Annotated in this window: 11 protein-coding genes; 7 read left to right on the forward strand and 4 right to left on the reverse strand. The window is 74.9% G+C overall.

What is annotated here, in order from left to right:
- Positions 1–55 precede the first annotated feature (55 nt).
- A complete protein-coding gene (gene cpt, locus ABTZ54_RS01830) occupies positions 56–589 on the forward strand; it encodes a chloramphenicol phosphotransferase CPT (RefSeq protein WP_351655670.1) in 534 nt (177 codons plus the stop codon).
- Between the two features lie 41 nt (positions 590–630).
- Positions 631–1,458, forward strand: coding sequence for a tetratricopeptide repeat protein (locus tag ABTZ54_RS01835; protein ID WP_351655673.1), 828 nt, complete (start codon positions 631–633; stop codon positions 1,456–1,458).
- Between the two features lie 28 nt (positions 1,459–1,486).
- Here the strand turns inward: ABTZ54_RS01835 and mvaD are convergent, their stop codons facing one another.
- Genes mvaD through ABTZ54_RS01855 form a run of 4 tightly spaced genes read right to left on the reverse strand, consistent with a single transcriptional unit; the run spans position 1,487 to position 6,354 of the window.
- On the reverse strand, positions 1,487–2,494 hold the full coding sequence (mvaD, locus tag ABTZ54_RS01840) for a diphosphomevalonate decarboxylase (RefSeq protein WP_351655676.1): 1,008 nt from the start codon (positions 2,492–2,494) through the stop codon (positions 1,487–1,489).
- The gene (locus ABTZ54_RS01845; RefSeq protein WP_351655679.1) at positions 2,491–3,549 is read right to left on the reverse strand and encodes a mevalonate kinase family protein; all 1,059 of its coding nucleotides are present in this window, start codon (positions 3,547–3,549) and stop codon (positions 2,491–2,493) included. Before ABTZ54_RS01845 ends, mvaD begins: the two co-directional genes overlap by 4 nt.
- Positions 3,546–4,808 carry a hydroxymethylglutaryl-CoA reductase gene (locus ABTZ54_RS01850; protein ID WP_351655682.1) on the reverse strand — a complete coding sequence of 421 codons (1,263 nt, stop codon included), beginning with the start codon at positions 4,806–4,808 and terminating at the stop codon, positions 3,546–3,548. The genes ABTZ54_RS01845 and ABTZ54_RS01850 overlap by 4 nt, the downstream gene beginning before the upstream one ends.
- A 1-nt stretch (position 4,809) precedes the next feature.
- Positions 4,810–6,354 carry a hypothetical protein gene (locus tag ABTZ54_RS01855; protein WP_351655685.1) on the reverse strand — a complete coding sequence of 515 codons (1,545 nt, stop codon included), beginning with the start codon at positions 6,352–6,354 and terminating at the stop codon, positions 4,810–4,812.
- A gap of 242 nt (positions 6,355–6,596) precedes the next feature.
- Between ABTZ54_RS01855 and ABTZ54_RS01860 the strand changes: the two genes are divergently transcribed.
- The 5 genes from ABTZ54_RS01860 to ABTZ54_RS01880 all read left to right on the forward strand — a co-directional run bounded on the left by ABTZ54_RS01860 (position 6,597) and on the right by ABTZ54_RS01880 (position 13,718).
- Positions 6,597–7,586 (forward strand): alpha/beta hydrolase, encoded by a 990-nt coding sequence (locus ABTZ54_RS01860; protein WP_351655688.1) that lies wholly within the window; start codon positions 6,597–6,599, stop codon positions 7,584–7,586.
- Between the two features lie 13 nt (positions 7,587–7,599).
- Positions 7,600–9,150: a DUF8189 domain-containing protein gene (locus tag ABTZ54_RS01865; protein WP_351655691.1), complete on the forward strand. Its 1,551-nt coding sequence runs from the start codon at positions 7,600–7,602 to the stop codon at positions 9,148–9,150.
- Positions 9,151–9,161: 11 nt separating this feature from the next.
- Positions 9,162–10,631 (forward strand): DUF8189 domain-containing protein, encoded by a 1,470-nt coding sequence (locus ABTZ54_RS01870; RefSeq protein ID WP_351655695.1) that lies wholly within the window; start codon positions 9,162–9,164, stop codon positions 10,629–10,631.
- 108 nt (positions 10,632–10,739) lie between these two features.
- A complete protein-coding gene (locus ABTZ54_RS01875) occupies positions 10,740–12,767 on the forward strand; it encodes a DUF8189 domain-containing protein (protein ID WP_351655698.1) in 2,028 nt (675 codons plus the stop codon).
- 153 nt (positions 12,768–12,920) lie between these two features.
- Positions 12,921–13,718 carry a serine/threonine protein kinase gene (locus ABTZ54_RS01880; protein WP_351655702.1) on the forward strand — a complete coding sequence of 266 codons (798 nt, stop codon included), beginning with the start codon at positions 12,921–12,923 and terminating at the stop codon, positions 13,716–13,718.
- The last annotated feature ends 2 nt before the right edge of the window (positions 13,719–13,720 follow it).

The raw sequence follows: 13,720 nt of genomic DNA on the forward strand, positions 1-13,720 counted from the left end.
CGCGGCGCGCCGTAATCCGTTTCCCGTCCGGAGGCACCGGGCCTACCGTGGCCCGATGACGACTCAGATGATCATTCTCAACGGCGGCTCCAGCGCGGGGAAGTCGGGGATCGTGCGCTGCCTCCAGTCGGTGCTCCCCGAGCCCTGGCTCGCCTTCGGCGTCGACTCGTTCGTCGACGCGCTGCCCGCCCGGATGACGGCGGCCGACGAGGGGATCGAGATCGGCGCGGACGGCGAGGTCAACGTCGGGCCGGAGTTCCGCAGGCTGGAGGAGGCCTGGATCGAGGGCATCGCCGTCATGGCGCGCGCCGGGGCCCGGATCGTCATCGACGAGGTCTTCCTCGGCGGGGCCGAGTCCCAGCGGCGGTGGCTCAAGCACCTCGACGGGCTCGACGTGCTGTGGGTGGGCGTGCGCTGCGACGCCACGGTCGCCGCGGGCCGCGAGATCGCCCGCGGGGACCGGGCGCCGGGCATGGCCGCCCTCCAGGCCGGGCAGGTGCATGAGGGTGTCGTGTACGACCTGGAGGTGGACACCACGCGCACCGAGTCGCTGGAGTGCGCCCGGCGGATCGCGGCACACGTGCGCTGACCGGCCGGCGGGGGCCGGACGAGAGGGGGGGAGGGGGAGGCATGGCGGGAGACACGGAACAGGCCGCACGGGACGCCTTCGACGAGGCGGTACGCGAACGGGCCGAAGGACGGGTGGACGCCGCCCGGGAGGCGTTCGTCCGGGCGGCCGACAGCGGCCACCCCGACATCGGCCCCATGGCCCTGGCCAACCTGGCCGTCCTGGAGGCGCAGGCCGGCCGCACCGCGCAGGCCAGGGCCGCGTTCGAGCGGGCCGTCGCCACCGGGCACCCGGACCACGCGCCGCAGTCCCTGTTCAACTACGCGATCTTCCAGCAGCGCAACGGCGAACCGGCGCACGCCCGCGAGCTCTACCGGCGGACCGTCAAGACCGGGCATCCCGAGCACGCCCGCAAGGCCCTGCTCAACCTCGCCAACCTGGCCGCCGGGGAAGGCGCCGTCGACGAGGCCTGCGGACTGTATCTGCGCGCCATGGAACCGCCGTACCTCGGCGACACCGCCCACCGGGCGCACCGGCGCCTCGTCGAGGTCGCCCCCGGCCGTCTGGCCGAGGGGCGCGAGGTCTATGTGCGGGCCGTCGCCGACGGGGACGAGGCGACGGCGGCGCGGGCCCGCACGCTCCTGTACGACCTCGATCCCGGGCACCTCCTGCCGGGCGAGCGGATCAGGCTGGGCTCCCGTACCTTCGACCCGGCCGACATCGAGTCCGCGGAGTGGGCCACCGGCCGCCGGCCCACCTACTCCAGCGGCCACCTCGACGTCTACACCCACGACGGCGCGCTGCACACCGTCTTCCTCGACCTGCGCGACCCCCACGACCGGCGCGGCTACGAGGCGCTGCGCAGGCTCCTGGGGCCCGGGAGCCTCTGAGCCGGGCGCGGGCGAGCGGCCCCCCGGCTCACGGCGGGGTGAGATGGTCGTCGCAGAGGTACGGGCCGTAGCCCGCCTCGTCGGCGATGGTGTGCCGGACGCCGGGTACGGCCGCGACGGCGCGCCGGACCTCCTCGGCGTGCTCGGGGACGGTGAGGACGTGCACGTTCGGCCCGGCGTCGATGGTCGCGCACGCGGCCACGCCCCGGTCGCGCAGCGCGCGGACGGCCGCGAGGACGGCCAGGGTGCCGGGCTGCCAGTAGAACGTCGGCGGCGTGGCGGACATGGCGATCAGGTGCAGGTCCACCGCCTCCGTCTCCACGGCCTCGGCGAAGGCGGCGAAGTCCCGGTCCCACAGGGCCCGTTCGACCGTACGGATCCGTTCGGGCAGCAGCTCCAGGCGGCGCGCGAAGTAGGGGCTGGTGAGGGCCCGCCGGTGGCCCTCCCGGGAGCTCGTCGCCTTCGGCCCGTCGTCGACGACCGCGATGACGTCGCACAGCCTGAAGTGGTCGGCGGGCGCCACCTGGACGGCGGGACCCGCCGGGGTGTCCGGGCCGCCCGGCCAGCGGACGTAGCCGCCGAGGGCCGAGCGCGCCGCCGAACCGGAACCCGAGAGCCGGGAGAGGACCGAGAGGCGCCCGGGGTCCGGCTCCCCCTCCAGGAGGGTCGTCACGGCGAGCGTGAGCGCGGTGAACCCCGAGGCGGAGGAGGCGATCCCGGCGGCGGTGGGGAAGGTGTTCCCCGTGACCACGCGCAGCGCCGGTCCTTCGGCGCCCCGCAGCCGCCGCAACTGGGCGCGGATGCCCTCGGCCACCGGCCGGGGCGCGGGCCCGGTCTCCCCGTCGGCGCCCCGCCACCAGATCTCGTCCGCGCCCGCGTCCGCGCCGAGCAGCCCCACGGTGCACCGGGACACGCACCGGCTGAGGGTCATGGACAGGGAGGGGTTGGCGGGCAGCACCTCGGCCTCGTCGCGGATCCCCCAGTACTTGACGAAGGCGATGTTGGCCGGTGCCACGGCCGTCACGGTGTCGGTCATCGTGTGGTCTCCCAGTGCAGTCCCGGCCCGCCGAGCGGCGCGCCGATACGGGTCGTGTCGCTCAGCCCGGGTATCGGTACGGGCTCCCCGGGCGGCCGGACGACGAGCAGCGCGCCCGCGCCCGGCCCGCGCAGCGAACCGGCGCCGCACACCTTCGCGGCCCCGCCCGCCGCCTCGACGGCGCGGACGATCGCGGCCACCGAGGGCGGCACCACCCCGAGCGCGGCCAGGAAGCGGGCGCTCTCCCGGACGCTCGCGATCACCCCGGCCCGGTCCGGGACGGGCGCCGTCAGCGCCTCGCGCAGCCCGGCCGTCGCCCGCTCGGCGCGGTCCAGGAGGCCCGGCGTGAGGCGGCCGCGCACGGCGGCGACGACCTGCCCGGTCGGTTCGGCGGCCGGGCCCGTGTGGTGCAGCTCGAACAGGTCCTGGACGTCCCCGGCGACGGTCAGCGGATCGGCCCGGGCCGCGCCGCGCCCGTCGGGGGCCAGCCACAGCAGGCCGCCCCGGAGCACGGTCGCCGTGTCGACGCCGGACGGGCTGCCGTGCTGGAGCTCCTCGGCCCGGCCCGCCGCCCCGGCCACCGTACGGGCGTCGGCGGAGCCGATGGCGTGGGCCAGGAGCGCGGCGGCCGTGGCGACCGCGACCGCCGCCGAGCTGCCGAAACCGGCGCCGGGGGGCAGCGCCGAGCGGACCGTCAGGGTGAGCCCGCCGGGCGGTCTCGGCAGATGGGGAAGGGTCTCCCCGAGCGCCGCCAGGACGAGATGTGCCGGGTCGTCACCCCGTACCGCCGTGAAGCCCCCGGGGCGGGCGGCGGCGGTGTGGGCGGTCCACCGGTCCCGCGCGGCGGCCGTGTAGCGGCGGATCGACGGCCAGTCGGTGTGCCGCCGCACGCCCACGTCGGGCAGCAGCAGCCCCACCCGCGCGTCGGGCCTGGCCCGTACGGACGCGGTGCAGTGGCGGCCCACGGCGGCCGCGAGGGCCGGGCGGCCCAGGACGGCCGCGTGCTCGCCGGACAGTACGACCTTGCCGGGGACCCGGGCGAGGACGGCGCTCACCGGGCCACCGGCCGGCCGAGCCGCTGGTGGGCGGAGGCAAGGGCGCCGCTGGACAGGGCGGCCAGCAGGTTGAGTTCACCGGCGAGGACGACCGCGCCGAGGATCTCCGCCAGGCGCAGGACGTCGTGCCCCGGCGCGGACCGGCGGCCGGTGCCGGTGCCGGTGCCGATGCCGAGGAGCGCGAGGGCCTCCCGCTGGGTGTCGAGCCCGGTGCCGCCGCCGACGGTGGCCAGGGGCACGTCCGGCAGGAAGACCGACACGTAGACCCCGTCGCCCTGCGGCTCCACGCTGGTGATCCCCTGGCAGGCCTCGGCGACCTGGGCGAGGTCCTGGCCGGTGGCGAGGAAGAACGCGGCGACCATGTTCGCGTAGTGCGCGTTGAACCCGCCGACCGCCCCGGCGGCAGCCGAACCGACCAGATTCTTACGGTAGTTGACCTCGGCCAGGCGCTCGGCGTCCGTGTGCAGCACCCTGGCCAGGACGGCCCCGTCGAGGCGGGCCTCGGCGGTGATCCGCTTGCCCCGGCCCTCCAGGAAGTTGACCGCCGACGGCTTCTTGTCGGTGCAGTAGTTGCCCGAGAGGGCGACACAGCGCACGCCGGTGGCCGGTTCGATGTGCTCGCGGACGATCCGCTCGCAGGCGACGGTCGCCATGTTCATCCCCATCGCGTCCCCGCTGGTGAAGCGGAAGCGCAGGTAGACCGAACGGCCCACCACCTGCGGCCGGATCTCCACCAGACGCAGATGGGCGCTGCCCTCGGCGGCGACGGCGGCCAGCCGCTCCCGGTGCCGCTCGACCCAGGCGACGAGCCGGTGGCTCTCCTCCACCCCGGAGGTCGCGAAGACCGGAGCGCGGGTGACGCCCACGTCCTCCACCCGGACCGTGACCCCGCCCGCCTCCCGCAGCGCCCGGCACCCCCGGGCCACCGAGGCGATCAGCGCGCCCTCGGTGGTGGCCAGCGGCACATGCACGTCCTCACCGCGTGCGTACTCACCGTGCAGGGTCAGCGGTCCCGCCACGCCCAGCGGCACCTGGACGGCGCCGAGGACGTTCTCGCAGCGGGCCGGGCCCAGATCCATGGTGTACGCGCCGATGCCGTGCAGCGCGATCCGGTGCCCGCGCTCCAGCGCGGTCCGCCGGATCCGGGCGGCCTCGTCGGGGGAGAGGCCCGGCGGGAGGGCGTGCAGCCCCCTGCGGCCCGTGGCCAGTTCCTCGACGACCGGGTCCTGGGCGCCGACGTGCTCGTCTCGTAGCGTCATCTCAGTACTCGTAGGCGTAGTAGTCGACGGCGAGGTCCTGGAAGTCCCGCCCGTACTCCCCGCCGGTGCCGACGACGGTGAACCGGTCCTGGGGATGCAGATGGAGACCGGGCACCTCCCGCCGGTCGTGCAGGGCCTCGTACAGCTCCCGGTCGAGGTCGACCGGATGGTCGAGCGCCCGCGCGAAGCCGATGCGCCGGGCGGCGGAGCGCCAGCCGGGGACCGGCGAGAACGGCAGGGCCAGCGCCGCGTCGCCACTGCCGTAGCCGACGGCCAGCATCGGAGTCCCGGCGGGCTCGGTCTCGTCCTCGGTCTCGTCCGCGGCCTCGGCCTCGGCGGCGGAGGCGAGTCCGGCGGCGATCCAGGCGGGCAGGGCGGCCGTGTACAGGTTGCCCACCTCGTCGAGCAGCTCGCGCCCCGGACCGAGCGTGCGGTCCGCGAAGGACCGGAAGGCGGGCGTGCGGCGCAGCCGGGCGGCGAGCGCGGCGGTGGCGGGGAAGGGCTCGGGGGACCGGTCGCCGGCCAGGACGGCGGCGAACAGGTCCGGCCGGTGCGCCAGTTCGGCCCGCACCTCCGCGGCCTCCGGTCCGCCGTCGCAGAGCCGGTCGAGCTCCCGCCGCCGCTCGGGGGAGGCGGCGAGCGCCCGGACGTACAGGAACGACAGGGCCTGGAGCGGCATGTGGCGGTAGGGGCGGTGCAGGAACAGCGCGCCCAGGGAGTCCAGCTGCTCGGCGGGGCTGGCCGCGTCCCGGCGCCACAGCGACTCGACGGCCCCGGTGACCGCGTCCAGATAGGCGGTAGACGAGTACCGGCCGCTGAAGACGGGGAAGTCGCTGGTCCTGCGGGTGGCCGGGGCGTAGCCGGGCAGCCGGTGGCGGGCCACCGGCTTGCGGAAGTCCGGCCCTCGGTAGGCGGAGGCACCCGTGGCGGCGGCCAGGTCGAGCGTGAAGAGCGCGGGGGAGCGCTCCACCAGCAGGGCGACCGCCCCGGCGCCCTGGGTCTGCTCGCCCGTGCTGCCCCGCTCGTACTCGGCGACGTCCGAGGCCACCACGATGCCGCGCCGGCCCCGCGCGTCGCAGAGCGTGAACCGGGCCGCGCCGCACAGCGCGTACATACCGCCCAGGCAGGCGTGCTTGTACTCGGGGATCTCCACGTCCCGGGGCAGCACCGGCAGCCCCCGGCGGGCCAGCTCCCGGTCGACCATCCCCCGGACGGTGGCCGTGCCGACGGCGTTGTCGGTGCTCGACTCGGTGCCCAGGGCCAGGAACCCCACCGTGCCCGGATCGACGGCGTTGTCGAGGATCAGGCGCAGCACGGCGGTCGCGGCCATCGTGTAGACGTCCTCGTCGGGGCCGCACATGCGGAACGCCCGGCCGGTGACGGCCCCGACCTTGTCCGGGTCGTGCCCGGTCCACGCGCACCACCGGCGCAGGTCCACCCGCAGACGGGGCAGATAGACCGCCATCGCGCCGACCCCGACCGTGTCCCCGACCGGGCTCCCGATGCCCTCCCCGACGGCGTTCCGCTCTGTCGATCCTGGACTCACCCGTGCCCCCTCGTCCCGTGCGAACACCTTCTTTCGGACAGCATGGCCCGATCGCGCGGTCGGGAGACGGGAGCGGGGGAGGGGATGTGTTGAACCCTGTTGAACGGACCGGCCCGCCTCCATCCGTAGCCCAACCGGCCGCACCTGTCAGTCCGTAAGGTTCCGGATGCATCGCCCGGGGAAGCGTCGCTACCGTCCTATCGCCCAGCGCTCGGTACCGCCGCGTCTACCTGGAGGTCACGTTGACCGCGCACCACCCCACCCGCAGGAGCATCCTCAAGTCCGCCGGCGGGCTCTCCGCCGCCCTGGCCCTCGGCGCCGGAGGCGTGCTCGGCTCGGCCTCGTCGGCCGCGGCGGCCGGTGACGGCTTCGGTCTGCGCATCGTGGACCGCAACGAGGGCGACCCGCGCATGTGGTACTACCGCTTCCAGACCGACGCGATCGGCTGGAACCCGGGCGTCAACGTCCTGCTCCCGGACGACTACCACTGGAGCGGCCGCACCTACCCGGTCCTCTACCTCTTCCACGGCGGCGGCAACGACCAGGACTTCATCACCTTCGACCGCGAGAACATCCGTGAGCTGACGGCCGGCCGGCCGATCATCGTGGTCATGCCCGACGGCGGCCACACGGGCTGGTACTCCAACCCGGTGAGCTCCAACGTCGGCCCCCGCAACTGGGAGACCTTCCACATCAACCAGCTGCTCCCCTGGGTCGAGGCCAACTTCCGCACCTTCGCCGAGTACGACGGCCGCGCGGTCTCCGGCTTCTCCATGGGCGGCTTCGGCGCCCTGAAGTACGCCGCGAAGTACTACGGCCACTTCGCCTCGGTCAGCGCCCACTCCGGCCCGGCCAGCCTGCGTCGCGACGGCGGCCTCGTCGTGCACTGGGCCAACGCCTCCTCCGCGGCCCTCGACCTCAACGGCGGCACGATCTACGGCGCCCCGTTCTGGGACGAGGCCCGGGTGACCGCCGACAACCCCGTGCAGCGCATCGAGAGCTACCGCAACAAGCGGGTCTTCCTCGTCGCCGGCACCAGCCCCAACCCGGTCAGCTGGTTCGACACCGTCAACGAGACCCAGGTCCTCGCCGGACAGCGCGAGTTCCGCGCCGCCCTCGACAACGCCCGCATCCCGCACGAGTCGTACGAGCTGCCCGGCGGTCACTTCATCCGCCGCGACATGCTCCAGCGCGACATCGACGGCGTCGTGGCGCGCCTGCGCAAGGCCTGACGGGGAGCCTCTCGTGTTGCTCGGTCTTCCCCGGCGCGCCCTGCGCGTCCTCCTCGCCGCGGCCACGGCCCTCGCGCCCGGCCTGCTGCTGACCCCGCAGGCCGTCGCCCAGCCCACGGCCCGGCCCACGGTCCAGGCCGCCGCCCGGGCCGCCTTCGCCTCCGCGGCCTGCCCGGCCGAAGGGGTGGTCACCCAGGGCTTCCACCCCGGCCACAACGGCGTGGACATCGCCCACGACCTCGGCACGCCCATCTACGCCATCGGCGACGGACAGGTCACCCACTCCGGCTACGCCGACGGCTACGGCCAGTGGATCCGCATCCTCCACCCCGACGGGCGCATCTCCGAGTACGGGCACATGTACCAGCGGTTCGTCTCCGTCGGCGAGCAGGTCACGGCCGGCCAGCGGATCGCCCTGATGGGCAACGAGGGCAGCGACACGCAGGGCGTCCACCTGCACCTGCGGATCTGGGGCGACACCTCCACCTCGTACGGCATCGACCCCGAGGTCTACCTCGCCGAGCGCGGCGTCACCCTGCCCTGCGTCCCCGGCGGCGTCCCGCAGCCGAGGCCGCTGACGTACCCGGCGGAGTCGGGCCGGGTGGTCTCGGCCCGCTCGGCCGACGGGCGTCTCGAGGTCTTCGCGGCCGGCGCCGACGGGGTGCACCACGCCTGGCAGCTCGAACAGAACGCCCAGTGGTCGGCGTGGGAGTTCCTCGGCGGCCCGGGCAACGCGGAGCTGGCCATCGCGCCGAACGCGGACGGGCGCCTGGAGATGTTCGCGATCAACGGGAACACCTTCCAGCACCGCTACCAGACGGCGCCCTCGGGCGGCTGGTCCGGCTGGGAGAGCTTCGGCGGCGGCGGGCGCGACATCGCCGCCGGGGTGAACGCCGACGGCCGGATCGAGGTCTTCGCCTCAGGGCCCGTAGGGATCTTCCACAAGTACCAGACCGCGCCCAACAGCGGCTGGGCCGACTGGGAGTCCGCGGGCGGCGGCCCCGCCGACGCCCGGCTGGAGATGGAGAAGGCCCCGGACGGACGCCTGGAGGTCTTCGCCCTCAACGGGAACACCTTCCAGCACCTGTTCCAGACGGCCGTCAACGGCACCTGGTCGGCCTGGGAAAACTTCGGCGGCGGCGGCAAGGACCTGACCGTCGACCACAACCAGGACGGGCGGCTCGAAGTCTTCGCCTCAGGACCGGTCGGCGTCTTCCACAAGTACCAGACCAGCCCCACCGCCTGGTCCGACTGGGAGCCCACCGGCGGCCCCGCCGACTCCCAGCTGACCAGCGAACGCACCGCCGACGGCCGGGTCGAGGTGTTCGCCATCAACGGCAGCGTCGCCCAGCACCTGTGGCAGACCGGAGTGAACGCCCCGTACGGCACCTGGGAGAACTTCGGCGGCGGCGGTACGGAGATCACCGCCACCACCAATGCCGACGGACGCGTCGAGGTGTTCGGCACCAGCCAGGCCGGCGTCTACCACAAGTGGCAGACCGGGCCCACGAGCTGGTCCGACTGGGCCTGGGTCAACAACGCCGCCGGTCCCGCGATCGGCTGAGGAGACAGCACGTGAGAAACGGACAGCGCTCCCGAAGAGCGCCCCAGCGCGCCGTCCTGTCGGCGTTCGCCTCGCTGCTCCTCGCGGCGGGCATCCTGACCGGCGTCGCCCCGCCCGCGCAGGCCGCCTCCAGCGACCTGTGCGCCCAGGTCGGCTACAACGCCGGATTCCGGGGCGACGGCCTGGTCACCGCCATCGCCGTCGCCCTCGCGGAGTCCAGCTGCGACCCGTCGGCGACCAACGTCACCAACAACACGCCCCCGTCCCGCGACCGAGGCCTGTGGCAGATCAACGACTACTGGCACCCCGAGGTCGACGACAACTGCGCCTACCAGGCCCAGTGCAACGCGAACGCGGCCTTCACCATCTCCAACGGCGGCACCAACTGGCAGCCCTGGTCCACGTACAACGCGGGCCTCCACCGGCGCCACCTGGACGAGGCGCGCGCCGCGGTGGACCGCCTCGGCACCCCCGGACCCGGGCCCGCCCCGGTCGTGTACCCGGCGGAATCCGGCCGGGTGGTCTCGGCCCGCTCGGCCGACGGGCGCCTCGAAGCGTTCGCGGCCGGCGCCGACGGGGTGCACCACGCCTGGCAGGTCGGCGTCAACGGCGCCTGGTCCGACTGGGAGTTCCTCGGCGGCCCCGGCAACGCGGAACTCGCCATCGCGCCGAACGCGGACGGGCGCCTGGAGATGTTCGCCATCAACGGGAACACCTTCCAGCACCGCTACCAGACCGAGCCCTCCGGCGGCTGGTCCGGCTGGGAGAGCTTCGGCGGCGGCGGGCGTGACATCGCGGCCGGCGTGAACGCCGACGGGCGGATCGAGGTCTTCGCCTCGGGACCCGTCGGGATCTTCCACAAGTACCAGACCGCCCCCAACGGCGGCTGGGCCGACTGGGAGCCCACCGGCGGCGGCCCGGTCAACGGACGCATCGAGGTGGAGAAGTCCCCCGACGGACGCCTGGAGATCTTCGCCCTCAACGGCGACGTCTTCCAGCACCAGTACCAGACGGCCGTCAACGGCGGCTGGTCCGCGTGGGAGAACTTCGGCGGCGGCGGCAAGGACCTGACCGTCGACCACAACCAGGACGGCCGGATCGAGGTCTTCGCCTCAGGCCCGGTCGGCGTCTTCCACAAGTACCAGACCAACCCGACGAGCTGGTCCGACTGGGAGCCCACCGGCGGCCCCGCCGACGCGCAGCTCACCAGCGAACGCTCGCCGGACGGCCGGGTCGAGGTCTTCGCCATCAACGGCACCGTCGCCCAGCACCTCTGGCAGAACGGGGTCAACGCCCCGTACGGCCAGTGGGTGAACTACGGCGGCGGCGGTACGGAGATCACCGCCGCGACCAACGCCGACGGCCGCATCGAGGTCTTCGGCACCAGCCACGCCGGGGTCTTCCACAAGTGGCAGACCGGATTCTCGGACTGGTCCGACTGGGCCTGGCTCAAGAACACCGCGGGCCCCGCCGTCGACTGACCCGACCCCCCCGCGACCGGCCGGGCCCGCCCCTGAGCGGCCCGGCCGGCCGCGGGACCCAAGGCCTGTCGGACAGGCCCCGGGGACCCGCCGACCAGGAGAAGAGCCATGCACCCCATCAGCAGACGCGGGCTGCTGCGGGCGACCGCCGCCGCCGGCGCCCTCGCCCTTCCCGGCCTCGCCCCGGCCACGGCCGCCGCCGGGACGATCCCGCCCCACCGGTGGATCGGCGCCGGCCCCTTCACCCACGTCTACGACCCGTCCACCCCCGGACGGCGCCGCTACCTCAACGACCACACCCTGCTCAAGGCCGACGGCCGCTGGCACGTGTTCGGCATCGTCGGCGACAGCGCCGCCCCCGGCCGCTCCCCGGACAGCGCCGCCGAGACCGCCTTCGCGCACGCCTCCGCCCCCGACCCGTACGGCCCGTGGACCGGCCACGCCGACGCGCTGACCCTCGACCCCGGCTACCACGGCGAGGAGCACCTCTGGGCGCCGCACGTCATCGAGGCGGACGGCACCTACTGGATGTTCTACGCCGCCGGGGGCAGCACCGGGGCCGCGATCAACCTCGCCACCTCCACCGACCTGACCACCTGGACCCGCCTGCCGTCCGGCCCCCTGTTCCGGGGGCGCGCCGCCCGCGACCCGATGGTGACGCGGATCGCCGGCCAGTGGGTCATATACTACACGGAGGTCTCCGCCACCGACGGCCGGCACCTCGTGTGCCACCGCCGCTCCGACGACCTGGTCCACTGGAGCGAGCCCGGCACCGCCTACGCCGACGAGACCACCGAGTCCACCGGGGTCTCGGTCACCGAATCGCCCTTCGTCCTCGAACAGGACGGCTGGTACTACCTGTTCATCGGCCCGCGCGTCGGCTACGAGGGCACCGACGTCCTCGCCTCCCGGGACCCCTTCCGCTTCACCCTCGACGGTTACGCGGGCCATGTCCCCGGTCACGCCGTCGAGGCGGTCGCCGACGGGGCCGACCGCTACGCGAGCGCGGCCGGCTGGTTCGGCGACGGCCTGTACCTGGCGCCCCTCCAGTGGCGCGCCACCCCGCCCTCGTGGCAGAGCCCCGACAACCCGGCCGTCTCCCTGGACGTCGACGGGCGCCTGAACGTGTTCGCGCTCGACGCGGCCGACCGCTCGATGCTGCGGCGCGTCCAGCTCGACCCGGCCACCGACACCTGGTCCGACTGGGAGCGCTTCGGCGGCCCGGCCGGGGCGGTCCCCACGCTCGCGCGCGACACCGACGGCAGGCTGGAGGTCTTCTCGCTCGCCCCCGGCGGCGTCAATCTGCACCACAGGGCGCAGCGGGCGGACGGCGGCTGGTCCGACTGGGAGGAGTTCGGCGGCCCGGCCGCCGCGGCCCCCGCCGTCGCCCGCAACGCCGACGGCCGACTGGAGGTGTTCGCCCTGAGCCCCGACGGCGCCGTCGTCGCGCGCCGCAGGCAGACCTCGCCCGGCGGGTCCGCCTGGGACCCCTGGGACGCGGGATTCGGCGGGCCCGCGGGCGCGCCGCCGGTCGTCGCCGCCAACGCGGACGGCCGCCTCGAAGTGTTCGTCCTCGCCCCCGGCGGCGCCGCCCTCAGCCACCGCTGGCAACTGGCGCCCAACGGCGCCTGGTCCGCCTGGAGCGCCTTCGGCACCGCCGCGGGCAACGCGCCCCGGGTGGGCAGGGACGGCAGCGGCCGGCTCACCGTCGCCGCCGTCGCCCCCTCCGGCGTGGGCTCCTTCCACCGGCGCCAGTCCGTCGCCAGCGGCGGCTGGGACGCCTGGCAGCCGCTGTTCGGCTGGTCGACCGCGGCCCCGCTCCTCGTCCCGAGCGCCGACGGCCGCCTGGAGGCCTTCGCGCCGGCCCCCGGCGGCGAGCGCCTCGACCACCGCTGGCAGCTCAGCCCCGGCGGCGCCTGGGATCCCGGCGAGGAGTTCGGCGAGCCCGGCGTCACGCTCACCGCGACACCCTCCGGCGCGGCCGACGCCACCGGCCGCGTCCACCTCTTCGCGGTCACCGCCGACGGGCGGATCCGTACCCGCGTCCAGGCGCGGCCCAGCGGCGGCTGGCTGCCGTGGACCGCGTTCGGCGACCGCGCGGTCGCAACGCTCCGGTCGAGCGCCCCGGCCCCCTGACACTCCGTCACGAACGGCACATGCGGGGCGAACCCGCACGTAGAGGCCGCGCGGAGGGCTCCGGAAGTGGCCGATGCCACTGGGTGCATCACCCGTTGCAACCGGTAACGTTCGGTGTGTCGGACAGTGGTCGGCACGCGGGACGGGGGAGCGGTGAGCGGGATTGTCATCCACCTGCCGCAGGGCAGCGGCGGGGGCGTGGACGGGGAGACGAGCGGCGACGCCGTGACCCTGAGGCTCGGGCCGGGGCAGCGGGCCCGGTTCGGGCGGGGCTCGTCCAGCACGCCCGTCGAGCTCCGGCTCGCCGACGCGGCCATCTCCCGGCTGGCCGGCGAGATCCGGGCGACCGACGACCACTGGCAGCTCAGCAACCACAGCACCACCCACAGCTATCTCGTGGAGAACCCGGAGGGCGCGGGCGAGTACCTGCGCGTCCCGCCGCGCCGCGCGGGCGCGCCCATCCCCTTCGAGTTCTCCCGCGTCGTGCTGCCCACCCGCCGCGACACCACCGTCTTCTTCCAGGTCTTCGCGCCGGACCACGTCTATCTGGACCCGCGCGGCATGGGCGGCCTCGGCGAGAGCCGCACCCTCACCGCGTACTCCCTGGACGAGACCGCCACGTACTTCCTCGTGCTCGTCGCCCTCTGCGAACCGTGGCTGCGCGACCGGTCACCCGTCGCGGTGCCCACGACCCCGCAGGTCGTCGAGCGGCTGCGCGGCCACGCCGCCCGCGCGACGCTGACGGCCCGTGCGGTCAGCTCGCACATCGACTACCTCGCCGACGAGAAGCTGCGGATCGGCGTCCCCGGCGCCGCCGACACCGGCCGCACCGACCGCAGGAACGGCAAGCGCGAGGCCGTGGTCGGCCTCGCCCTGAAGTTCGGCATCGTCCGCGAGGAGCACCTCGCGCTCCTGCCTCCGGCCGCCGAACCCGCCGAGCGGGGACGGTAGGG

It is taken from the genome of Streptomyces sp. NPDC094032 (assembly GCF_040303965.1).
Classification (GTDB): domain Bacteria; phylum Actinomycetota; class Actinomycetes; order Streptomycetales; family Streptomycetaceae; genus Streptomyces.

Excerpts from the sequence above, each read along its gene's own strand:
- ABTZ54_RS01875 (WP_351655698.1), top strand. The coding sequence starts at position 10,740 with ATGCACCCCATCAGCAGACGCGGGCTGCTGCGGGCGACCGCCGCCGCC.
- mvaD (WP_351655676.1), bottom strand. The coding sequence starts at position 2,494 with ATGACCGACACCGTGACGGCCGTGGCACCGGCCAACATCGCCTTCGTC.
- ABTZ54_RS01835 (WP_351655673.1), top strand. The coding sequence starts at position 631 with ATGGCGGGAGACACGGAACAGGCCGCACGGGACGCCTTCGACGAGGCG.
- cpt (WP_351655670.1), top strand. The coding sequence starts at position 56 with ATGACGACTCAGATGATCATTCTCAACGGCGGCTCCAGCGCGGGGAAG.
- ABTZ54_RS01850 (WP_351655682.1), bottom strand. The coding sequence starts at position 4,808 with ATGACGCTACGAGACGAGCACGTCGGCGCCCAGGACCCGGTCGTCGAG.